Here is a 21,719-nt window from a genome sequence, read left to right on the forward strand (position 1 = left end):
GGGGTTTAATAATATGTCAGCACAAAATAGCGGTTTCCGTGCAAAGGTTCAAAAGTTTGGCAGTAACCTCAGCGGTATGATTATGCCGAACATCGGCGCTTTTATTGCTTGGGGGCTGATTACAGCTTTCTTTATTCCGGACGGATGGACGCCAAATGAAACAATGGCTACACTTGTAGATCCAATGATTAACTACCTGCTGCCATTATTGATTGGTTTTACTGGCGGACGTATGGTCTATGATATCCGTGGAGGCGTTGTCGGTGCCACAGCAACAATGGGTGTTATTGTTGGAGCAGAACAGCCGATGTTCCTTGGAGCAATGATTATGGGGCCATTAGCGGGCTATCTGATGAAGAAAATAGATGAGTTATTTCAAGCAAAAATCCGCCAGGGGTTTGAGATGCTGTACAATAACTTCTCAGCCGGAATCCTGGCAGCTATCCTTGCGATGATTGCTGTTGTAGGAATTGGACCGTTAGTATCCGGATTTTCAAATATTTTAGCAAGTGGCGTAGAGGCGATTATTGGTGCAGGATTATTGCCATTAGCCAGTATTATTCTTGAACCTGCTAAAGCACTCTTTTTAAATAACGCGATTAACCATGGTATTTTGACACCTCTTGGATCGGAACAGGCATTAGAAACAGGTAAATCGATTCTATTCCTTGTAGAAGCGAACCCTGGACCCGGTCTTGACATTTTACTTGCTTTTTCAATATTTGGAAAAGGAGTATCAAAAGCATCCGCGCCAGGAGCGATAATCATTCAATTTTTTGGCGGTATTCACGAAATTTATTTCCCATATATTCTTATGAAGCCTACTATGATTATTGCAGCCATTTTTGGGGGAATGTCCGGTATCTTTATGCTTCAATTATTTGATGCGGGACTTCGGGCAGCGGCATCACCGGGAAGTATTATACCAATCATAGCGATGACACCAGGAAATAGTTATGTGGGGGTTATCTTAAGTGTCATTATAGCAACGGCTGTATCCTTTGGAATTGGTTCATTTATCCTGAAAACATCAAAAAGTAACGAAGAAGACCTGTCAGCCTCTACTAAAAAAATGGAAGAGATGAAAGGGAAAAAAAGCAATGTCAGCAGTTCGCTTACAGGAGAAGAGGAAGATGCAGCTATTGAAACACCTGTTAAAGATGCAGATGAAGTCCATCAAATTATATTTGCATGTGATGCCGGAATGGGATCCAGTGCCATGGGAGCATCCTTATTGAAAAATAAATTCAAGAAGAGCGATATTGATATTGATGTTACGAACAAAGCCATTAATGAAATTCCGGATGACGCGGATATTATTATTACGCAAAAAACACTGACAGACCGGGCGAAAGCCAAACGTCCAGATGCAGAGCATATTTCGGTGGACAATTTCTTAAACAGTCCGCGCTATGATGAACTGGTTGAACGGTTAAAGGACTGAATACAAGAAGATAGCAGTCTTCTTTTTAAGGAGGGCTGCTTGCGGAAGGGAGGTGGATGGGAATGTATCTTACCAGCCGTGAACGAAAAATTTTAGCTTTTTTACTGCCTGCAGCGGAAGAGAAAACAGTAAAACAAGTAGCAGATAAACTGAACGTCAGTACAAGAACAATTCACCGGGAATTAAAGAAATTAGAAGATGTATTAGCAGGTTATCAACTGATACTTCATAAAAAGTCCGGCTCTGGTGTAATCATTCAAGGTGACTCTGAGCAAAAACGCCAGTTAAAAAATAAAGTCGCGCAATTAGATGGCGTGGAATTAGCAAAAGAAGAAAGGCAATCTATTTTATTAAATACGTTAATACAGGTACGCGAACCAATTAAATTATTTACGCTTGCCAGTGAATTGAATATAACCATTGCAGCTATTTCCCAAGATTTAGATGATATCGAGAAGTGGATAAAATCATTTGATTTGGAACTTATCCGTAAAAAAGGATATGGCGTAGAAATTAACGGGGAGGAAGTAAAGAAGCGGGCTGTATTAAGCAATTTAATTTCCCGTCATATTGATTTATTTGAATTTGTAGAAAAAATAAAAACGAAAAATAAAGAAGAAAAAGAAAAAGGAGAAACCATTTCCGATCGGTTATTGGGACTGGTTGATCCACAAAAATTAGAAAAAATAGAGGAACAGGTCCAGGAGATCGGAAAGGAACTTCCTTATCATTTAGCGGACAGTGCTTATATCGGTCTAGTTGTGCATTTATCGCTTGCCATTGAAAGGTTGCAAAAAGGAGATACCATTCATTTCCATGAAGTTTATAAACAGGAAATTCAAGCGGAACCGGAGTATCAGATTGCAGCTGCATTAATTAAAAAGTTGGAAACGGCCTTTTCGATGCATATCCCAGAGGATGAGGTCGGCTACATTACGATGCATTTAATGGGCGCAAAGCTTCGAGAAAATCAATCCTATTTATTGGAAGAAACAAGTATAGATTTGGCACAACGGGCAAAAGAGCTGATTCGTCAAGCTGGAGAACAGCTGAACATGGATTTATCAGCCAATAACCAGTTTTTGAATGATTTAACAACACATTTGAAACCAGCGATTTACCGTATCAAACAGCAGATGAATATCCATAATCCGATGCTTTCTGAAATTAAACGGGATTACTCGGAATTATTTGAGATCGTGAAGGAAAGCATCACAACTGTTTTTCCAGACTTGGAGATTCCAGAGGAAGAAATTGCGTATATTGTACTGCATTTTGCTGCTGTACTTCTGCAGACAGAGGTGCATAAAGATATTCGAGTTCTTGTTATCTGTTCAACTGGTATTGGAACATCGAAAATGCTGGCCAGCAAATTGGAACGTAAATTTCCGGAAATCGAGCTGGTAAAACATCAATCTATTTTTGATTTAAATGAAGAAGCATTCTCCAAATACGATGTGATTGTTTCTACTGTTCTTTTAGATAATTTAAATCAGCGTTATGTGCATATTTCGCCGATGCTGACGGAAGATGAAGCAGCAAAAGTAAAAACAGCCATAAGAAAAGCTGCCCTAACACGATCAACATCATCGGTGAGAGCAAATAAGATGATGGAAGGCGATTTTCTGACGAATCTTCAGGAAATGTATCGCTATTCCGATGTCATCTTGCAGGTTTTAAATCGTTTTAACTTATTTTGTCTGCAAGAAAATAATGCAACTTTTTTAGAATCCATTTGTCATCAATTACAGCGCAATGGTGTCATAGAGAATGCAAATATATTGTTTGAAAAATTGAAGAGAAGAGAAACACAGGGAGGTTTGGGAATTCCAGGAACCAAGCTAGCGCTATTTCATACCAGATCTGACATAGTCAGTGGCCCCGGCTTCTATATTTTCCAACTGCCAAACAAGGTGAAATTACAAGCAATGGATGCAACGGAGATGGAAGTTTCACGCATTTTAATCATGCTTGCTCCAGAAACCATAAATGAAGAAGCGCTGGACATTTTAAGTTATCTCAGCGGTTTAATTGTTCAAGATGATCACTGTCTGCAATTGCTTCAGGAAGCAGATGAAAAGGAAATCAAACAGTTTTTGACTAAGCAGTTTCATGTATTTATTCAAGAAAAGTTCTATCGAGAAGAAAAACATTCATAAGACATTTAAGTGACAAAGGAGTGCATCGCAATGACAAAAGAAATTTTAAGTACAGACAATATTGAATTGGGGGCGCAATTCGCATCCAAAGAAGAAGCTGTTCGATATGTCGGAGGTATTCTATTAAATAATGGCTACATCAAAGCAGACTATATTGATAAAATGCTAGAACGCGAGGAGGTTGCTACGACATTTATGGGAAATGCTTTAGCTATTCCCCATGGGACGGAAGATGCGAAAAAAGATGTTTTGGAGACAGGGCTATCTGTTGTCACTGTTCCAGACGGCGTTGATTTTGGTGATGGAAATACCGTGAAGCTCTTGATTGGCATTGCGGGAAAAGGAGATGAACACTTAGAAATCCTTTCGCAAATTGCCATTATTTGCTCGGAAGAAGAGAATGTGGAGAAATTGACGCAAGCATCAACGAAGGAGGAAATAGTGTCATTGCTTCATGAGGTGAATGCGTAATGAAAGCTGTTCATTTTGGTGCAGGAAATATCGGCAGAGGCTTTATTGGACTTTTACTGGACCAGTCTGGATATGAAGTCAGCTTTGTTGATGTTAATGCGGAAATTACTGATGCAATGAATCAAGATGAGGCTTATCAAGTTCATTTTGCAGATGATAACAGCGATTCTGTCACGGTGCAACATATTACAGGGATAAATAGTATAAAAAATCCGGATGCTGTGACAAATGCGATAACAACAGCAGATATTATTACGACCGCAGTTGGTCCGAACATCTTGCCTGTGGTCGCGAAAGCTATTGCGAAAGGACTCGCCGAAAGGGTGGATAGAAACCGGAAGATACTGCCAGTGATTGCCTGTGAAAATATGATTGGCGGGAGTACATTATTAAAAAAGCATGTCTATCAGGAAATGGACGGGATAGAGCTGGAAGATTTTGATGCGTTCTTTCGTTTTCCAGATGCCGCGGTAGACCGGATTGTTCCTAATCAAATGAATAAAAACATCTTGGACGTTCGAGTGGAGCCATATTATGAATGGGTTGTGGAAAAAGCATTTATTCAAGATGCATTGCCTGATATCCAGGGAATCACCTATGTTGATGACCTTGGTCCATATATTGAAAGAAAGCTGTTCACCGTCAATACAGGGCATGCAGCAACAGCATATTTAGGAAATTATTATAACTATGAAACGATTGATCAAGCTTTACAAGACAAGTCGATTCTTCATATGCTAAGCGGCGCATTAAAGGAGTCAGGGCAGGCTTTAATCGAAGCTTATGGATTTGACCCAAAAGCTCATCATGCCTATATTCAAACAATCATTGGCCGCTTCCAAAATCCGTATATTACGGATGAAGTAAAACGTGTTGCCAGAGGACCGCTTCGTAAACTTGGACCGGAAGACCGCTTTATACGTCCGGCTAGCATGTATTTGGAATGCGCCTCTGTTGCGCCGAAATATTTATCCAAGGCCATGGCAGCAGCATTATTATTTGATAGTAAGGAAGATGAAGAGGCTGCACAGCTGCAAACGATGATTAAGGAAAAAGGCGTAGCAGCAACATTTGCCGAGATTAGCAGATTAGAGCAAGATCATCCGATTACGAAAGCAGTACTTACGGAATATAAACAGATGTGCTGAGCGGTAAGTTACTTGTGTACAAAAAATGGGAGAGCCAAGCGGCTTTCCCATTTTTAATGACAAATATTAATTCACCAAGCCTAATTTTTTCAATCCGTTAAAAATCCCTGAATCCGTTACAGACGTTGTTTGAAAATCAGCATATTCCATTAATCTTGCATCCGCATTGCCCATGGCAATACCAGTACCGGCAAATTGGAGCATTTCTTTATCATTCATCCCGTCTCCAAAAGCAATGATTTCTGAAGGGGAGATGTTCAAGTGCTGCAGCATTTGCTTAATAGCAACCCCTTTATTGACAGAAGCCCGAAGCACATCGTAGGATTCGCTGGCATGTGGAACATTTACTTTTGTCAGATGATAATCATCTGTGATTTCAAAGTCTTTCACCTGATCTTTTGCAACATTAATAGCAGAAGCAGAAACAATTTTATCAGCTACGTCGGTTGTGAATAATTTATTTTGATACAGCTGAAATACTTCATTAAAATCTTCCACATGTGGATTGGATAATGAAGTGAAGTAATTATTTTCTGTTGTGTAGAGAACAAGTTCACTTTCACTTTGTCCGGCAATAGCTACCATCTTCTCCACATCTTCTTTCTTCATTGGCGCGTTAAAAATAACATCATCCTGATAAAGCGCGTAGGCACCGTTATAAGTGATAGAAGATGTGATTTCAAAATCAGTGGTTAACTTTTGAATGTCCACAAATGGTCTGCCTGTACATAAAAAAACTTCCAAGCCTGCTTCTTTTGCTTGTCGAATCGCTTCCTGCGTGGAAGGGGTGTAGGTATGGTCAGGCTGCAAGATCGTTCCGTCAATATCTAAAAATAGTGCGCGATAAGTCATTATAGTCTCCTTTTCTCTTTTAAAACTACTATATATTTTACCATAAAATCCGGTTAAAACCCAGCAGACAGGAAGCAAGTATAGATAAGGAGAAGCGTTACCTGCCAGCTTCTCCTCCCTATTTATCTGTTTCTAAAGAGCCTGATCATCAACTTTATAAAGCCAGTCCTCAATAAAGGAAACAGCTGCTTCCACCGTTCCTTCTTCAAAAGGAGATGCTAAACCGGCTGATTGCACAAGCTCTAAAAATGGTTTGGAACCCCCTAGCTTACATAGATCTATATAGTCTTGCCATGCTTTTTCCCGGTTTTCCTGGGATTTCTTTAAAAATTGGAAGGCGCAAATTTGTGCGAGCGTATAATCAATATAATAAAAGGGATCTTCATAGATATGCCCTTGCTTCTGCCAAAAAGCGCCTGATTCTAAGTGCTCTATTCCATCATAATCACGATGCGGCAAGTATTTCTTTTCTAAGCTGCGCCAAGCCTGATTGCGCTCTTCCGGTGTCCAATTCGGATTTTCATAAACGAGATGCTGGAATTCGTCTACTGCAACACCATATGGCAGAAATTGAATCGCATCCGATAGATGCGCATACTTATATTTTTCAACATCCTCTTTAAAGAAATTTTCCATCCATGGGTAGGTAAAGAATTCCATACTCATGGAGTGAATTTCAGCCGATTCACTTGTTGGGAAATAATACTCCGGCACCGAAAAATGACGGCTGGAATAAGACTGAAAAGCATGCCCTGCTTCGTGTGTTAATACATCAATATCTCCAGAGGTTCCGTTGAAATTAGAGAAAATAAATGGGGATTGGTAATCCTCGATATAGGTGCAATATCCGCCACTTTCTTTTCCTTTCTTTGCTTCTAAATCAAGGAGCTCATGATCCAGCATAAACTGGAAGAACGCGCTGGTTTCTGTAGATAGTTCATTATACATTTTCTTCCCATTTTCAATAATCCAATCTGGTGTCCCTTTTGGCGTGGCATTCCCGGAAGCAAAAACAAAGGATTCATCGTAAAATTTTAAGGTGTCTACACCGATTCGTTTTGCCTGCTTTTCATAAAGCTTGGTTGCTATAGGTACAATTACTTCTTCTACCTGTTTGCGGAAACGCTGAACCATTTCGGCATGATAATCCACGCGCTGCATCCGTAAATAACCAACTTCCACAAAATTGTTAAACCCGAGTTTCTCCGCTATTTGCTGCCGTGTTTTTACTAAATCATCGTAGATACGATCCAAGGTTTCTTTATTCTCAGCAAAAAAGCTTTGACGTGCTTCCAGTGCTTCTTTTCGCGTTTGCCGGTCCGGATCTTCTGCAAAAGGTCCGAGCTGTGCCAATGTATACGTGTTCCCTCGAAATGCAATATCTGCAGATGCAATTAATTTAGAGTAAGCAGATGTCCGTTTATTTTCTTTCTGCAGCAATGGAATAATTTCTTTAGAAAAAGCCTTTATTTCGCATGCTGCTAAATCGAACAATTGAGAACCGTACTTCTTTTGGAGCTGTGCTTTAAAAGGAGATTTCAGGAGCTCTTTATAGAAAGTAGCAGTTAGTTCTTGAATTTCCGGCAAGTGCTCATCAAAAAAATCTCTTTCATTGTGATAAAAAGCATCATGTGTATCAATGGAAGCACGAATAAATACAAGGTTCTCCATCGTTGAAAGATGGTTTCTAATTTTGTTAATAGCGTCCATCGCGGTAATGGCTTGTTCAATAGAAGAAGCATGTTGAAATTGCTCCAGCTTTTGATAAAAGTCCTCTTTTACTTTCGGAATATCTGGTCGTTCATATGTATAATCTGCGAACGTTTGCATTGATTTTCCTCCTTGTTTTTTTAAAAGTAAAGATATGCAATCTAATCATTTTTCACGGAGAAGCGTCTGTAAAACTGCTGTCTCAAAATAAAGAATGAAAATAAATTTACATTATATTATACCTTTCTTTCTTAAGATTGTATGCCGATTTTAATAAAAAATGGAGCTGTTTTCCAGAAAGAAAAATAAAGTTTCCCGTTCCTAAACAAATGGCGCCTGTATATTGACTTTCTGATTTTTCAAATGTAGACTAAAAGTAGTGTAATTAAATCATGGTGGGGTGAAGAAATGGTAGAAACAGTCATTACATTTGCAGCTATTTTAACAGCGATTACAGCACTTATCAGTATTTTTCTTGTTAAAATGACTTCCAAAGAGTCCCATGCTGGTTATTATCCCAATGTATTCTTGGCGCTTGTGGGGATTCTATTGATTCTTGTAGCATCCATCGCACCAAAAGTTGATATTGCAGGCGCTGGATTCGGAGGAATTGGAATCGCTTGTATGTTTGCAGGTGCAATCGGATTCATAATTTCAGCAGTATTGGATTCTTACAAAAACGTAGCAGCATAAATAAAAGCAATGTCTGACCAGACATTGCTTTTATTTATCATTCATTTCTTAATCTATTTTAATAATTTGTTCATTTTCCTGTTTGATTTGTCCTTGCTTTAATAAAGTACCTACAGCACGTTTGAAGGCAGCTTTACTGATTTGAAATGTTGCCCGGATTTCTTCAGGATCGCTTTTATCGTGAAAAGGAATGCTACCGTTATTTGCTTCCAGGTGCTTTAAAATGGCATCTGCATCAGCTGATAAACTGTCTTGCTTTAATGGCCGCAGGGACACATTAATGGATCCGTCTTCTTTGACAGCAATGACTCTACCTTCAATCACTTGTCCGACGCGCGGTTCTTCTTTTCTTTCTGTACGGTGGATAAATCCGCGATACCCATCGCTCGTAATAATAGCTGCACCCTCTTTATTGGTATAATAAACCGTACCAATCACAGTTTGCTGGTTTAAATCATTCGGTGCTGCAAAAACATTACTTGCAATAATATTTTCAGAAGCAGGAACGCCTAATAGACGTCCTTTTTTATCCAGTTGCAATGTGATATATAAACGATCTCCGGAACGTGGCCAGCTTTCCTGGAATAAAGGCAGGGAATCTTTAGAGACAAGAATATCCTTCGAGGTGCCGATGTTTACAAAAACCCCCAGGCGGGGCACAACACCTACAACGTCTGCCCAATCATATAGCCCAAGCGTGACAGAAGGTAAATATGTAGTAGCGTTTACTTGTCCTTTTTTATTTAAATAGAGAAAAACATCTACAGATTGTTCGGCTTCTAAAGGTGATTCTGTTTCGTTATGATGCAGTAAAACTTCTTCTCCGTAAGCAGATAAAACATATCCAGTATCTATTTTCCGTAAAACGGTCATTGCAATAATGGATCCAATGGGTAAGTCTGTCGGCATATAGATGCTCCTTTCAAAATATGTGAAATTTGGAAAAGGGATACTCTATTAAGAGAGTACCCCTTTATGATTAAAGTAACACGTGATATTCAAAATGAAATACCATAGAAGTTCAAAAAGTTTCGGATAAAGTCCTTTTTAAACATCGTATGGAACGAGAAATATGACTTTTTTCTCTTTTAAATGATTCGTTTATTTTCATTGACTCAGTTAGATATGCTGAGCCATCTATTCGTATAACGCATACGAATATGTCCGCGGTAAATATTCTAAAACAATCTTTTCTAACTTAAGCAATGCAGCCCCAAACCTTCTGCTGCATCCTTGCGGCCCCTTAGCCGCGCCAGTGTGAATAAGCATTTTCAAAAAGCTTCACAGAATGCCAAATCACAGCTGTTACTTATTAACCTTATTAGTATGCATGGTTTCTTTTGGTTTGTCAAATTATTATTCTGAAATTATTCTTTCCATTCATTGGTAAAGCATGGTTGACCTGATATGGTACACTTGAATTACTTGAATTTATTGAAAAAAAGCATGGAGATGTACATATGTCATTATTTATTGAAGTTATTTTACCAATTATGGCTGTGTTTGCAGCAGGATTTATTCTACAGCGTATACGTGTATTAGATGTTCGGTCGGTGTCTGCAGTCAGTCTTTATATCCTTTCACCGGCGCTTGTCTTTGTGACGTTGTATGATGCAGAATTTGATTCCGGATTTTTAGTTATTCTCATTTATATGTTTTCCTTATTCTACGTGATGGTATTTATTAACAAGATGCTGGCAAAAATCTTTCACTGGGATGGAAATAAAGAAAGTGCCGCGATTCTTTCCACAGGGTTTATGAATTCGGGAAATTATGGCCTGCCGGTGGTTTTGTACAGTATCGGCAGTGCTGCTGTGCCTTATGCGATTTTTATTATGGTGGTTCAGTCATTGCAGAATAATTTCTTCGGTATTTACTATGCATCACGAAGCACTAGTGGAATGCGGAGAGCGTTTGTGAACATATTAAAAATGCCGACAACTTATGCAGCGATATTGGCCTTTTTCTTTTCGCTGCAGTCTATTACGATACCAGACTATATCCATTCTACTGTTGAAATGGTAGGAGATGCTGCTATTCCAGTGATGATGATTATGCTCGGTATGCAGTTAGGCTCGTTAACAGCATTGAAGATCGATTGGCAGGTTGTGCTTTCTTCTGTTACCTTAAAAATGGTCGCTGCGCCAATCCTGGCAGCTATCTTTGTCTGGCTCGTTCCGATGGACCCATTGATTGGAATGGTATTGATTATTATCTCTGCGATGCCGACAGCTGCAACAACAACGATGTATGCGATTGAATTTGATACAGAACCGGTGCTTGTATCGACGATTACGTTTATTTCAACTGTTGTTAGTATTGTTACAGTTACTGTTTTATTGAATATTGTTACGTGAAAATGGTTGAAAGCTTACTCTATAATATTTATACATTTTAAGCCTGTTGTATATGTTTCTGAGGTAAACCCCAAAGTAAATCTGCTTTGGGGTTTATTAAATGGATGGTATTATTTTATTTAAATTTAACTTTAAGTAAATTTTCCTGTAAAATGTTCTAAAATTTTATAAAATTATGTATAATGGAAGGAGATTTGAATGAAAATTTGATATAATATAAGGGAGATTTTGGATGTAGTTATAAATAATAAAAATGAGGGGGTTGAAAGATCAATGTATTTACAAGATATTTTGCCAAAAATGTCTAAACTTTACTTGGGTAGAATAGTTGATAGTTTTCTTAAGGATGTTCACATGGATACAGAAGAAGAAATGAGAGACGTTATATTAAAAAACATTGATGAATTTCAAAACAAAGAACGTGTAAAGCGTTATTTAGATTTTAATAATGAATCTCGGGATGTGGCCTTACTAAACGAAATGATTTTAATGGCATTGATGGAGAAGGAAGGATATCTTTTAAGCGAATCCGAACTTTATAAAGAAGTGGAAGATATGGAAAAAGAGATACTCAGACAAGGGTCGGATGATAATTATATTAATAGGTTCATTCAGAAGGATGCAAAGAGGATTTACAGTTCAGTATTGGAAGAAGCTTGGAAAAAAGATGAATCCCTGAATGCCCATGAAATAAATATTTTAAACGTATTAAGAAATGAATTAGATCTTTCTAAAAGAGAACATTATTTACTGGAAAGCCGTATAGGCAGGTTTCCTAGAAAAGGTAACGACCTACATAGCCACCAACAGATAGGTCGTTCGTTGATAAATTTGCAAACAAGAGGACTTATTCTTCGTTTTAAAGAAGATACATCATATTATATTATACCGAAAGATATAGCTCGAATTTTACGCTACGAAATGGGTGCGGAACTTAGAAATGAAGTTTATGCAACTCTACTAACAGACCTTAATGTTACGCAGTTAAGAAAGATCTTAAATGATTTGGAATTTAACGTTAGTGGTGTAAAAGAAGTTTTGGTTAATCGCATTATAGAATATAATATTTTACCTTCAACAGCACTAAAGGGATTTGGTTCGAAAGAATTATCAGATATTTTAAGAAATTTGGAAGGTACAAAAATTAGTGGTACTAAAAAAGAAAAAATCCAAAACATCATTGATTATTATGAAACGCTCTCAACACCTACGTCCTCTGACCCAACTGATGAAAGGGCAAGATTATATGATTTTTATGAGTCGCTATCTGCAAGAGATTATAAAACACTTCGTATTAATAAAATTATTGAAAAAGATGTGCAAGTTGATAATTATTTTGAAGAAGCAACTCGATATTTATTTGATTTAAAATTGGGTCTTGATTTATTGGAAATGGAAGGAACAAGGCATGCTGACGGAAAAGTTCAATTTAATCCAACAGAAGTCATGTTATGGGATAATAAGAGTACAGAAGAACCCTATACTTTTCCGGAAAAAGACTTTAAACAGTTTTTAAGATATATTCGTTCAGATAAAATGAGAGTAACACTTTTTTTAATTGTAGTACATGACTATACAAAGAGCGCTGTTGCACAAGCTCAAAAATTGAAGGCGTTTTCAGAACAGGATACAGATGTGGCTTTGATAAAGGCAGCTGATTTAGCATATGTAGCAGAAGAATGGAAGAATTTTTCTGATCAGAAAGAACCACGATTTAATCTGCAAGTATTTAATATGACAGGAGAATTAACTCGAAATATGTTATTAAGTAGAATGGAATGGGCATTGAAAAGTAGCCAAATTGTGTAAGGATAGAAGTAATCAAAAGAAAATTTGAGTTCAATCTATATTGCAAAAGTTCTTCTAGTCAGTGGTATTATTTAATCGAATGAATTTCATAATTCTTATCCCTTGTGCCCCAATGAGTTCAGGACATGAAAAAAGAAGTACCTCCCCAAATCTTGTATAATGGTAGTTGACAAGAAAACCATAAAAAGACTGGAGGAGTACTTCTTATGACCATTATACGACAACCGAGCCTATTTGGCATCCAAGAATTATATGACATGGAACCTACCCAAAAATATGAAGCGATTATTTCAGCGATTGATCTGGATCTTATTTATCATGCGATTAATAAGAAATCCCGGCTGGGAGCGCCTGTTGAGCTAAATTATGCAGGGATGATTATTTCCTTTTTTATTCGCTACATCGAACGCATCCCAACGATCAAAGACTTAATCAAGCGTCTCAATGATGACTTTATCTTTAAAATGAACTGCGGATTTCTGGTTTCCGACGCTATTCCATCAGAAGCTGCGTATTCTCGTCTCGTAACGAAACTGAGTGAATCAGATATTTTAGAAAAATCCTTCGAAAGCGTAACGCTGGCAGCTGTCACAGAAGGGTTTATTGCCGATGAAGTCATTGCCATTGATGCCACCCATTTTGAAGCACGAGATAAGGCACCCGTTCAAAAAGAAGAAAAACCGGAAGCTGCGCCCAAAAAGCGTGGGCGTAAATCCAAAGAAGAACGCGAACAGTACCTTCAAGAACAAGCAGAAAAGGAAGCAAACCTGCCATTGTATGAAAAGAAAATCGAAGCACAGTTAGACGTTCCGTTAGACATCTTGCGTGCAGAAGTACCACTAGCCCCCAAATGGGGTGTGAAAAAGAATGCAGACGGTAAAAATGAATACTGGTTTGGCTACAAAGGACATCTCGCAGTTGGTACATCAAGCCAGTATATTCTACAATCCTTGTTTTCATCTGGCAGCTTAAATGATGGAAAAGCCGCTATCGCCTTATTAAAGGGAACGGACCAGCGCCTTCCTCTTACCACTGTTCATTATAATACGCTAGATGCTGGTTACGATTTCGAGCCGATTTATGAACAGATTCATCGCATGGGACAACAGTCTGTCATTGCCTATAATAAGCGCAATGAAGGCGAAATGATTGGGTTTGATAAGAATTTTGCCCCAACCTGTTTTCGAGAACATTCCTATAAATATGATAGCTTTGATCCAAAATACGAAACATTGAAATATACCAGACCAAAGGAATGCAGCGACTGCCCACTTGCGAACGAAGGTATCTGTCAAAAAGTGTATAAAGTCAAGATAACTACGGATTTAAGACGTTATACTGCGCCTGCACGCGGATCAAGAGCTTGGAAAAAGATTTTTAAACAACGGACAGCAGTAGAACGTGTCAATGCTTATCTGAAAGAGTTCTATCAGCTAAACAATGTTCGTTATCGTACTGGAAAGCGTGCGAAAGTCCATTTTGATATGGTCGCTTTGATTTATAATGCTTCCAAATTAGCTGCGGATCGCATCCAAGCTGAGCTTATTCAACAACAACAAACTGCATAATTTTGTTTTTAAAAATACACTTTCGAAAATTCGGTTCGTCTTTGTATTTTTAAAAAGAGCAATTATGAAATTCATTCAATCAGTAGTAAATTTTTTCAATTGAGAATTAGTGTATAAAAATATAATTAAGGACGAGTTTTTTTTTGAAGGAAGTCATAGATTAATTGCATTAAAAATTTTTCATAAATCATGTATTAAATAAATTCACCGTATAAACAGCTATATTATACGGTGAATTTATTTGCCTTTGTGCAACATTTACTGTTTAATTAGCCGCTAAATATATTCCAACACCCCAGTGTAATCAGGAAAACGGATGGTAAAAAGGATAAACGCTGTAAAGCAGGTATTTTCCACAAATAACTCCCGAACATGATACCGCTATATAAAAATAATCCACTCATACCAGCTGTTAATAATGCGGTAATTAATGGAGAATATCCAAGCATCGCAGCACCAATTCCTGCACCAAATGCATCGAGAGCCAAAGCAAATCCCAGCAGAATCGATTCATTAATGGAAATGATTCCGGATTTATCTAAGTCAGCTTCTTTCGGACGGCTGAGCACCGTTTTTACATGTTTCAATTTAACGTTTGAAGAAGGTTGCTCCCCGTTTGCTGCTGACTCTGTTTCTCTTGACCGAAACATAGAAATCAGGGAGAAGAAGCCTAAAAAGATAAGAATACCCCCGCCGAGCATACTGGCGCCCTGTGGAGAGATGAATGAGCGCAAGAAATCACCGACCTCCATTGACAGAAAGACAATCAGCCCAGAACAAAACATAATAATAAATAAAGAAAGTAAAGGTACTCTGATTTGCCGCATACCATAGGTGATACCAACACTAAAACCATCCAGACTTACTGCAATAACGAGTAAAAGCATCCCTGTATATATCATACGTAACATCCTCTTTCTAATCAGTCCAAATAACATTTTCAATCGATGCCATGTTTTTATGTACGATATTCTATGTTTTCAGGCGTAATGTGTGCCTTGGCTGAACGTGTTGGGAGAAAATATGTTAAAGTAGTAACAGACGAAAAATAGAAATGAATCAAATGAGGGATAGATATGAGTAAGACAGTGGTATTAGCAGAAAAGCCATCTGTAGGCAGAGATATAGCAAGAGTTCTCGGATGTCATAAAAAAGGGAATGGCTTCCAAGAAGGGAAACAATATATTGTGACCTGGGCGTTGGGACATTTAGTTACCCTGGCAGACCCAGAAACGTATGACGCGAAATATAAAACCTGGAATATGGAAGATTTGCCAATGCTTCCCGACCATTTGAAATTGGTTGTCATGAAGAAGACGGGCAAGCAATTTCAAACAGTGAAGCAGCAAATGACCCGTCAAGATGTGGGAGACATTGTGATTGCAACCGATGCCGGACGAGAAGGAGAACTCGTTGCCAGATGGATTATTGACAAAGCGCATGTCAAGAAGCCGATTAAGCGTCTATGGATCAGCTCTGTTACGGATAAAGCGATTAAAGACGGCTTCCGAAACCTGAAGCCGGGAAATAAGTATTGGAATCTGTATCAATCTGCCGTAGCCCGATCAGAAGCAGACTGGTATGTCGGGTTAAACGCAACCAGAGCGCTGACAACGAAGCATAACGCATCTTTATCGAGCGGGCGTGTACAAACCCCGACACTGGAAATGATTGCAATGCGGGAACAGGAAATCAACCAATTCAAGCCAAAAAGCTACTATCAGCTGCAAGGAAAAACAAAAGGTGGATTTGTTGTTACTTGGAAGGATAAAAATAACCAATCCCGTATCTTTTCCAAAGAAGCAGTGGATAAGTTAAAAGCCAAAGTTTCCAAGGATAAAGCAGTTGTTCAGCATGTGGATAAAAAACACAAGAAAAAACACGCTCCGACATTGTATGATTTAACTGATTTACAGCGCGACGCTAACCGGATATTTCAATTTTCCGGAAAGCAGACGTTATCTGTCTTGCAGAAATTATATGAACAGCACAAGCTTGTCACGTATCCGAGAACGGATTCCAGGCATTTATCAACAGATATGGTATCTACCTTGAAAGAACGTGTAAAAGCTTGTGGTGTGGATGAGTATGCCAAAGCAGCCAATAAAATTTTGAAAGAAGATTTACGGGTTAGCAAAGCGATTGTGGATAATAGTAAAGTCTCTGATCACCATGCCATTATCCCAACAGAAGAATCTGTTGATTATAGCGCGTTGTCCAACCAGGAGCGGAAAATCTATCAGTTGATTGTACAACGTTTCTTAGGTGCGCTGTCCAAGCCGTATGAATATGAGCAGACAAACATTACGGTAGAAGCAGGCGGAGAGACTTTTGAAGCAAAAGGAAACAGAGTGGTTGTTTTAGGCTGGAAAGAAATTTACCAGCATCAGACAGACGACGAGGAAGAAATACGCTCCAATGTTCCTCAAGTAACAAAAGGAGAGGAATTAGCGCTTCATTTTACTATCAAAGAAGGAAAAACCACCCCGCCGGAACGTTTTACAGAGGGAACGCTTCTGCAGGCGATGGAAAATCCAACGAAATATATGGAAACAAATAAACAAGAGCTTGTGAAAACAATGAAGCAATCAGGCGGGATTGGAACTGTTGCTACGCGTGCCGATATTATTGAGAAACTGTTCAATAATCAATATATGGAGCTGAAAGGAAAATATATTTACCTGACCTCCACAGGCAGACAGCTGTTGGAATTAGCGCCAGAAAAGTTGCGCTCGCCGATATTAACGGCAGAATGGGAACAAAAACTGGCGCAAATTGCAGAAGGTAAGCTGAAAAAGGATGTCTTTTTAAAGGAAATCAAGACCTATACCAAACAAGCTGTACAAGAAATTAAAGCTAGTGAAGAAAAATTCAAACATGACAATATGACTGGAACGAAATGTCCGAAATGCGGCAAGCTGATGTTGGAAGTAAAAAATAAACATGGCAGAAAACTGGTCTGTCAAGACCGCAGCTGCGGTGGGAAAAAGAACATTGCAAAATATACCAATGCACGCTGCCCTAACTGTCACAAGCGTATGGAGCTCCGTGGCGAGGGAGAAGGACAAATGTTTACGTGTTCCTGCGGGCATCGGGAAAAACTTTCTACCTTCCAGGCAAGAAAAGACAAAGAAAAGAAACAAAAGGTATCTAAAAAAGATGTGAATAAGTATATGAAGAACCAGGATGATTTTAAAAATAATGCACTTGCCGATCAACTTGCAAAATTGAAAGATAAATAAAAGCAAAGATGGCTTATCTGAGAAGTCCCTGCGAACAAACAGGGACTTTTCATCTGGATAGGCTGTTGATAAGCGGAAAAAATCACAAAATATACACAAGAAATAAAGATGAAACGGTTTACTTCATGCTTGAAAAGACTTATCATTTAAGGTGAACCATGTTAATTATGTAAGGGGGGTTTTCATTTCATGGCTTTTGTTATTCTTGACCCGTGCCAAGGTGAGAAATCAGGAGAATGCGTCAGTGTTTGTCCTGTTGATTGTATAGAAGAAGGTATCAAGCAATTTTATATTGATCCTGATATTTGTATCGATTGCGGCGCGTGCAAAGCAGTTTGCCCGGTATCTGCAATTGAAGAGGAGTATGATTTGACTCCGGATCAAGAGAAGTATTTAGAAGAAGCAGAAGAATTTTTTGCGAATAAGTAGATACTTCTGATTGGTATCTGTCATAGATAAGCCCGTCTGTTTTTGATGCAGACGGGCTGTTTTTTAGGATGAAAATAAATGTATCCAATATCGATCATTCGATTGTCTAGTTATCTTTTGATTCTTCTTGTACTTCCTCAGCCAGCTTACTGGCAACCCAGCGTTTTGCTGTTTCTTCGTCGATTTCATATTCTTTGCCTGCACGTAGTAAATCACCGTGGTAGGCGGTTTGTACGTTCATTTTTACTTTCATGGGGATGCTCCTTTACATAAAGTAGTATTAAAATAATACCTAAAGTATGTATCATATGAGAAATGCTATTTTGATTATAACGTAAAATAAGTGAATCAATCTAGTAAATGTGCACGTCATGTACATTAGAAGGATGGCCATTTTTATAAGGTGAAATAAAAATTTTTGATTTTTATTGACAATTGAAAGCGTTATCTTTAATATGTAGTTAAACATTAAACGTTTAACTTTTATGTATGGAGAGGATGTCTATTGAACGTCACTTTAAGAGATGTAAGCAAGCATTGTGGCTTATCAACAGCTACCGTATCGCATGTATTGCATGGAACAAAATCTGTTAAGAAAGAAACGAAAGAGAAGGTATTACGATCTGTTGAAGCCTTAGGCTATATACCACATGCATCTGCCCGTCAGCTTAAATCCGGGTCCAGCAAGCTAATTGGTGTTTTAACCATAGGTTATAATCAGTTTTTTACAGATATACTTAATGGAATACAATGTCAGGCAGAAGCTTTAGGATGGAAATTTATTGTAGGAAGTACAGGGGAAGATATAAAAGCACAACAATCATTTCTAGATTCTCTGATGCAAAAAAGAGTAGAAGGCATTATTATGGCACCGACAAAAGGGTGGACAAAGGAAAAACTAAAACGCTATATAAATAACACTTCCATGATATTTTTGGATCGTAAAGTACCTGGTTTGGAGGAATATACATTAACTACAAATAATAAACAAGTTTCAATGGATGCAGTCAATCATCTAATCAACCGACATTTCTATAAAGAAATAGGTATGATTTATGCAAATTCGGAGGTTTCTTCGATGGAAGAACGGAAGCAAGGATATATGGAAGCGATGCAGCGTGCCAGTTTACCATTGAAAGACTCTTTCATAGCTTTTGGTGATGGCAGTACTGAAACGGGGCAGAGAGCAATGAAACAGTTATTGGATTTGAACCCTGATATCGAAGCAGTCTACATTACGAATAATCGTTTACTCCTTGGGGCATATAGAGAACTAAAACGTAGAAATAAAAAAATTCCCGAGGACATAGCTATTATAGGTTTTGACGTGGAACCTTGGATGGAATTTTTATATCCACAAATCACAGTTGTAGAACAGCCTGTTCAAAGAATAGGGGAGCTGGCTATACAAAAATTATTAGATATAAAAAATGGAGACAAGAAAAGAACAGAAGAATTGAAAAATAAGTTAATTATCGGAGAAACATGCGGGTGTACCAAAAGTAAAATTTAAAAAATACTTATAATCGATTGAGTTATTTTAAATAAAAAGTTAAACGTTTAACTTTGTTTGGAGGATGAAGAGAATGAAAAAAATCTTTTGGTTTTCTAGTTTTTTTCTACTTTTATTAATAGTAGGCTGCAGCAATAATGAGGACACTTCCCAAAGCGAGGATGTTCAGGAGCCTGTTGACTATTCTGATCCGGAAGGGACAATTGTATGGTCAAGTGGAGGTCTCTCTGGCTTAGGGTTACGGCAAGAATTAATAGAAGGATTTGAAGAAAAATATCCGAATGTTCATGTCGAATTGGAAGAAGCCCCGTCTACCACCAATCAATCACAAACGTATTATACGACAACGATTGGAGGACAAAACGAAACACCAGATATTTATAGTGGAGATTCAAACTGGCCGGCGCAATTTGGTAACGCTAACATAGCGATGGATTTGTCTAATGTAATGCCAGATGAATTTTGGGACCGCTTTCCAGAAACATTGATTGATTCTGTTACTTATGAAGGAGGAGTCTATGGCGCTCCATTCTACGATAATATCGGTGTTCTTTATTATCGAGAAGATATTTTAAAAGAAGCAGGATTACCTGTCCCAAGTACTTGGGAAGAATTGCAAGACATATCGATACAATTACAGGAAGAAGGATACGTGGACTACGGATTTGTTTGGCAGGGAGCATCTTATGAAGGGCTGACGACAAATTTCTTAGAATATTTGCGGGCAGCAGGCGGAGATGTCTTGGATGAAGATGAGAATGTCGTGATTAACTCACCGGAAACAGAAAAAGCATTATCCTTTATGAAAGAATTATTTACGAGCGGTGCAACGCCAAATGCAGTAGCTACTTTCCATGAGGATGAAGCAACGAATACGTTCAGTTCTGGATCAGCAGCTTTTTTACGTAATTGGATGAGTTATTATGGTCAATTACAGGATCCGGATACTTCCGCAATCAGTGAAAATGTTGGAATTGTCCCACTTCCAGCTTTTGAAGGCGGAGAAAGTAATACAACGCAATCCGGGTGGAATATGTTTATCAATCCCAATACAGAGAATCTGGAAGCATCTTTAGCTTTTATGGATTATTTAACGGGAGAAGAAGCGCAAAGATTAATGCTGGAAGAACATGACATGATTCCAACCAATACAAATATTACGGAAGACCCTGAAATGATTCAGGAATATCCAATATTGGAAATTTATCAAGAAGCAGTTCCGACACCAAGACCGAAATCACCAAACTATAATGCTATTTCTGAAGGTATATATATGAATGTGAATGATATGTTTGTCAGAGAACGGAGTATTACAGAAATATTAGAAGCGATGGAAGAACAAATAAAATCAGCAAATGAATCTGGCTTATAACAAAAGAAAAGAGGTTTAGGTATGTCAAATAGAAATAAAAATGCAAACCAACATTCTTTGCATGGATCATGGAAAAAGAATCTGCCAGGATATTTAATGGTGCTTCCAGCATTTCTGGTACTTGCAGTGATTATGTTCTATCCTATTTTCTATACGATTCGCATGAGTCTAAGCAATGTAGATATCTCAAGTAGCGGTTATGTATTTGATTTTATAGGGTTACAGCATTACGTTGATATTTTTACCAATTCTATTTACTGGGATAGTATTTGGTTTACATTCTATTTCGCTTTTGTAACGGTTGCAGTTGAGATTGTGCTCGGGCTGTTAATTGCACTGGCGATTAACAAAGTGAAGCGTTTATTAAATGTATCTTTGGTTGTGATGTTAATTCCATGGGCGTTAATCACCGTTGTGTCCGGGCAGATGTGGTCATACATCTATAATGCTGTTTATGGCGTATCAAACTATATTTTGGAAACGCTTCACTTGATTGATGGACCGTTTGCCTGGCTGGCGACTCCGGATACGGCTGTTATCAGCATGATGATTGCAGAAATATGGAAGACGACACCATTTGTAGTTATTATATTACTGGCTGGATTACAGATGGTTCCTAAGGATCAATATGAAGCAGCTTCCATTGATGGAGCAAACGTTTGGCATCAATTTTGGAAGATTACGCTGCCAGCTATCAAAGGGAGCATTGCCGTTTCGATTATTTTTCGTTTATTACAGGCCTTCGGGGTATTCGATTTACCGTTTGTATTAACTGGCGGCGGACCGGGAAATGCTACGCAGCCTGTTGCAATGCTGGCACAAAAATCACTGTTCCAGAATCTGAATTTCGGTTTAGGATCAGCCATTGCTGTAAGTGTCGTATTTTTCATTATTATGTTGTCGATTACATTTTATCCGCTGATTCGCTCTGTTGTGAAAGGAGAGTCCTAAC

18 protein-coding genes are annotated in these 21,719 nt (G+C 38.2%); 13 read left to right on the forward strand and 5 right to left on the reverse strand.

All coding sequences use genetic code 11. From position 1 onward, the window contains the following. Positions 1 to 13: 13 nt before the first annotated feature. The 4 genes from B7E05_RS05525 to B7E05_RS05540 all read left to right on the forward strand — a co-directional run bounded on the left by B7E05_RS05525 (position 14) and on the right by B7E05_RS05540 (position 5,222). A complete protein-coding gene (locus tag B7E05_RS05525) occupies positions 14 to 1,444 on the forward strand; it encodes a PTS mannitol transporter subunit IIBC (RefSeq protein ID WP_080873161.1) in 1,431 nt (476 codons plus the stop codon). A 62-nt stretch (positions 1,445 to 1,506) separates the two neighbouring features. Further along, positions 1,507 to 3,603 (forward strand): BglG family transcription antiterminator, encoded by a 2,097-nt coding sequence (locus tag B7E05_RS05530; RefSeq protein ID WP_080873162.1) that lies wholly within the window; start codon positions 1,507 to 1,509, stop codon positions 3,601 to 3,603. Between the two features lie 30 nt (positions 3,604 to 3,633). Then, positions 3,634 to 4,074, forward strand: a complete 441-nt coding sequence (locus B7E05_RS05535; RefSeq protein ID WP_080873164.1) for a PTS mannitol transporter subunit IIA — start codon at positions 3,634 to 3,636, stop codon at positions 4,072 to 4,074. Continuing rightward, complete coding sequence (locus B7E05_RS05540; protein ID WP_080873165.1) at positions 4,074 to 5,222, forward strand: mannitol-1-phosphate 5-dehydrogenase; 1,149 nt, start codon at positions 4,074 to 4,076, stop codon at positions 5,220 to 5,222. Before B7E05_RS05535 ends, B7E05_RS05540 begins: the two co-directional genes overlap by 1 nt. A gap of 66 nt (positions 5,223 to 5,288) precedes the next feature. Here B7E05_RS05540 and B7E05_RS05545 read toward each other — a convergent pair whose 3' ends face one another. Next, a complete protein-coding gene (locus B7E05_RS05545; RefSeq protein ID WP_080873166.1) occupies positions 5,289 to 6,074 on the reverse strand; it encodes an HAD family hydrolase in 786 nt (261 codons plus the stop codon). A 132-nt stretch (positions 6,075 to 6,206) separates the two neighbouring features. Continuing rightward, positions 6,207 to 7,904, reverse strand: coding sequence for a M3 family oligoendopeptidase (locus tag B7E05_RS05550; RefSeq protein WP_080873168.1), 1,698 nt, complete (start codon positions 7,902 to 7,904; stop codon positions 6,207 to 6,209). Positions 7,905 to 8,192: 288 nt separating this feature from the next. Here B7E05_RS05550 and B7E05_RS05555 point away from each other — a divergent pair, with 288 nt between their 5' ends. Continuing rightward, positions 8,193 to 8,477: a hypothetical protein gene (locus tag B7E05_RS05555; protein WP_080873169.1), complete on the forward strand. Its 285-nt coding sequence runs from the start codon at positions 8,193 to 8,195 to the stop codon at positions 8,475 to 8,477. A gap of 48 nt (positions 8,478 to 8,525) precedes the next feature. Here the strand turns inward: B7E05_RS05555 and B7E05_RS05560 are convergent, their stop codons facing one another. Further along, on the reverse strand, positions 8,526 to 9,386 hold the full coding sequence (locus B7E05_RS05560) for a CvfB family protein (protein WP_080873170.1): 861 nt from the start codon (positions 9,384 to 9,386) through the stop codon (positions 8,526 to 8,528). 551 nt (positions 9,387 to 9,937) lie between these two features. Here B7E05_RS05560 and B7E05_RS05565 point away from each other — a divergent pair. The 3 genes from B7E05_RS05565 to B7E05_RS05575 all read left to right on the forward strand — a co-directional run bounded on the left by B7E05_RS05565 (position 9,938) and on the right by B7E05_RS05575 (position 14,211). Beyond that, entirely contained in the window at positions 9,938 to 10,834 is an 897-nt protein-coding gene (locus B7E05_RS05565; protein WP_080873171.1) for an AEC family transporter, read from the forward strand. 273 nt (positions 10,835 to 11,107) lie between these two features. Beyond that, complete coding sequence (locus B7E05_RS05570; RefSeq protein ID WP_080873173.1) at positions 11,108 to 12,643, forward strand: SAP domain-containing protein; 1,536 nt, start codon at positions 11,108 to 11,110, stop codon at positions 12,641 to 12,643. A gap of 206 nt (positions 12,644 to 12,849) precedes the next feature. Beyond that, positions 12,850 to 14,211, forward strand: a complete 1,362-nt coding sequence (locus tag B7E05_RS05575; RefSeq protein WP_080873175.1) for a transposase — start codon at positions 12,850 to 12,852, stop codon at positions 14,209 to 14,211. A 269-nt stretch (positions 14,212 to 14,480) separates the two neighbouring features. Here the strand turns inward: B7E05_RS05575 and ytaF are convergent, their stop codons facing one another. Further along, complete coding sequence (gene ytaF, locus B7E05_RS05580; RefSeq protein WP_080873177.1) at positions 14,481 to 15,113, reverse strand: sporulation membrane protein YtaF; 633 nt, start codon at positions 15,111 to 15,113, stop codon at positions 14,481 to 14,483. 174 nt (positions 15,114 to 15,287) lie between these two features. Here ytaF and B7E05_RS05585 point away from each other — a divergent pair, with 174 nt between their 5' ends. Together B7E05_RS05585 and B7E05_RS05590 are read left to right on the forward strand one after the other, a co-directional pair. Next, entirely contained in the window at positions 15,288 to 17,453 is a 2,166-nt protein-coding gene (locus B7E05_RS05585) for a DNA topoisomerase III (protein WP_080873179.1), read from the forward strand. Positions 17,454 to 17,642: 189 nt separating this feature from the next. Then, positions 17,643 to 17,882: a DUF362 domain-containing protein gene (locus tag B7E05_RS05590; RefSeq protein ID WP_080873181.1), complete on the forward strand. Its 240-nt coding sequence runs from the start codon at positions 17,643 to 17,645 to the stop codon at positions 17,880 to 17,882. A 106-nt stretch (positions 17,883 to 17,988) separates the two neighbouring features. Here B7E05_RS05590 and B7E05_RS22060 read toward each other — a convergent pair whose 3' ends face one another. Beyond that, positions 17,989 to 18,135 (reverse strand): hypothetical protein, encoded by a 147-nt coding sequence (locus B7E05_RS22060; RefSeq protein WP_179134472.1) that lies wholly within the window; start codon positions 18,133 to 18,135, stop codon positions 17,989 to 17,991. A 252-nt stretch (positions 18,136 to 18,387) separates the two neighbouring features. Here B7E05_RS22060 and B7E05_RS05595 point away from each other — a divergent pair, with 252 nt between their 5' ends. From B7E05_RS05595 to B7E05_RS05605, 3 genes are all read left to right on the forward strand, one after another. Beyond that, positions 18,388 to 19,395 (forward strand): LacI family DNA-binding transcriptional regulator, encoded by a 1,008-nt coding sequence (locus B7E05_RS05595; RefSeq protein WP_080873183.1) that lies wholly within the window; start codon positions 18,388 to 18,390, stop codon positions 19,393 to 19,395. Between the two features lie 73 nt (positions 19,396 to 19,468). Further along, the gene (locus B7E05_RS05600) at positions 19,469 to 20,767 is read left to right on the forward strand and encodes an ABC transporter substrate-binding protein (RefSeq protein ID WP_179134473.1); all 1,299 of its coding nucleotides are present in this window, start codon (positions 19,469 to 19,471) and stop codon (positions 20,765 to 20,767) included. A gap of 21 nt (positions 20,768 to 20,788) precedes the next feature. Next, positions 20,789 to 21,718 (forward strand): carbohydrate ABC transporter permease, encoded by a 930-nt coding sequence (locus B7E05_RS05605; RefSeq protein WP_080873186.1) that lies wholly within the window; start codon positions 20,789 to 20,791, stop codon positions 21,716 to 21,718. Position 21,719: the final 1 nt, after the last annotated feature.

The sequence above is a fragment of the Oceanobacillus timonensis genome, from assembly GCF_900166635.1.
GTDB lineage: Bacteria > Bacillota > Bacilli > Bacillales > Amphibacillaceae > Oceanobacillus > Oceanobacillus timonensis.

Bases quoted from the DNA above. Each gene is read 5' to 3' on its own strand.
- B7E05_RS05535 (WP_080873164.1), top strand. From the start codon at position 3,634: ATGACAAAAGAAATTTTAAGTACAGACAATATTGAATTGGGGGCGCAA.
- B7E05_RS05600 (WP_179134473.1), top strand. From the start codon at position 19,469: ATGAAAAAAATCTTTTGGTTTTCTAGTTTTTTTCTACTTTTATTAATA.
- B7E05_RS05550 (WP_080873168.1), bottom strand. From the start codon at position 7,904: ATGCAAACGTTCGCAGATTATACATATGAACGACCAGATATTCCGAAA.
- B7E05_RS05565 (WP_080873171.1), top strand. From the start codon at position 9,938: ATGTCATTATTTATTGAAGTTATTTTACCAATTATGGCTGTGTTTGCA.
- B7E05_RS05540 (WP_080873165.1), top strand. From the start codon at position 4,074: ATGAAAGCTGTTCATTTTGGTGCAGGAAATATCGGCAGAGGCTTTATT.
- B7E05_RS05525 (WP_080873161.1), top strand. From the start codon at position 14: ATGTCAGCACAAAATAGCGGTTTCCGTGCAAAGGTTCAAAAGTTTGGC.
- B7E05_RS05590 (WP_080873181.1), top strand. From the start codon at position 17,643: ATGGCTTTTGTTATTCTTGACCCGTGCCAAGGTGAGAAATCAGGAGAA.
- B7E05_RS05555 (WP_080873169.1), top strand. From the start codon at position 8,193: ATGGTAGAAACAGTCATTACATTTGCAGCTATTTTAACAGCGATTACA.
- B7E05_RS05570 (WP_080873173.1), top strand. From the start codon at position 11,108: ATGTATTTACAAGATATTTTGCCAAAAATGTCTAAACTTTACTTGGGT.
- B7E05_RS05530 (WP_080873162.1), top strand. From the start codon at position 1,507: ATGTATCTTACCAGCCGTGAACGAAAAATTTTAGCTTTTTTACTGCCT.
- B7E05_RS05585 (WP_080873179.1), top strand. From the start codon at position 15,288: ATGAGTAAGACAGTGGTATTAGCAGAAAAGCCATCTGTAGGCAGAGAT.
- B7E05_RS05560 (WP_080873170.1), bottom strand. From the start codon at position 9,386: ATGCCGACAGACTTACCCATTGGATCCATTATTGCAATGACCGTTTTA.
- B7E05_RS05575 (WP_080873175.1), top strand. From the start codon at position 12,850: ATGACCATTATACGACAACCGAGCCTATTTGGCATCCAAGAATTATAT.
- B7E05_RS05545 (WP_080873166.1), bottom strand. From the start codon at position 6,074: ATGACTTATCGCGCACTATTTTTAGATATTGACGGAACGATCTTGCAG.
- ytaF (WP_080873177.1), bottom strand. From the start codon at position 15,113: ATGATATATACAGGGATGCTTTTACTCGTTATTGCAGTAAGTCTGGAT.
- B7E05_RS22060 (WP_179134472.1), bottom strand. From the start codon at position 18,135: ATGAAAGTAAAAATGAACGTACAAACCGCCTACCACGGTGATTTACTA.
- B7E05_RS05605 (WP_080873186.1), top strand. From the start codon at position 20,789: ATGTCAAATAGAAATAAAAATGCAAACCAACATTCTTTGCATGGATCA.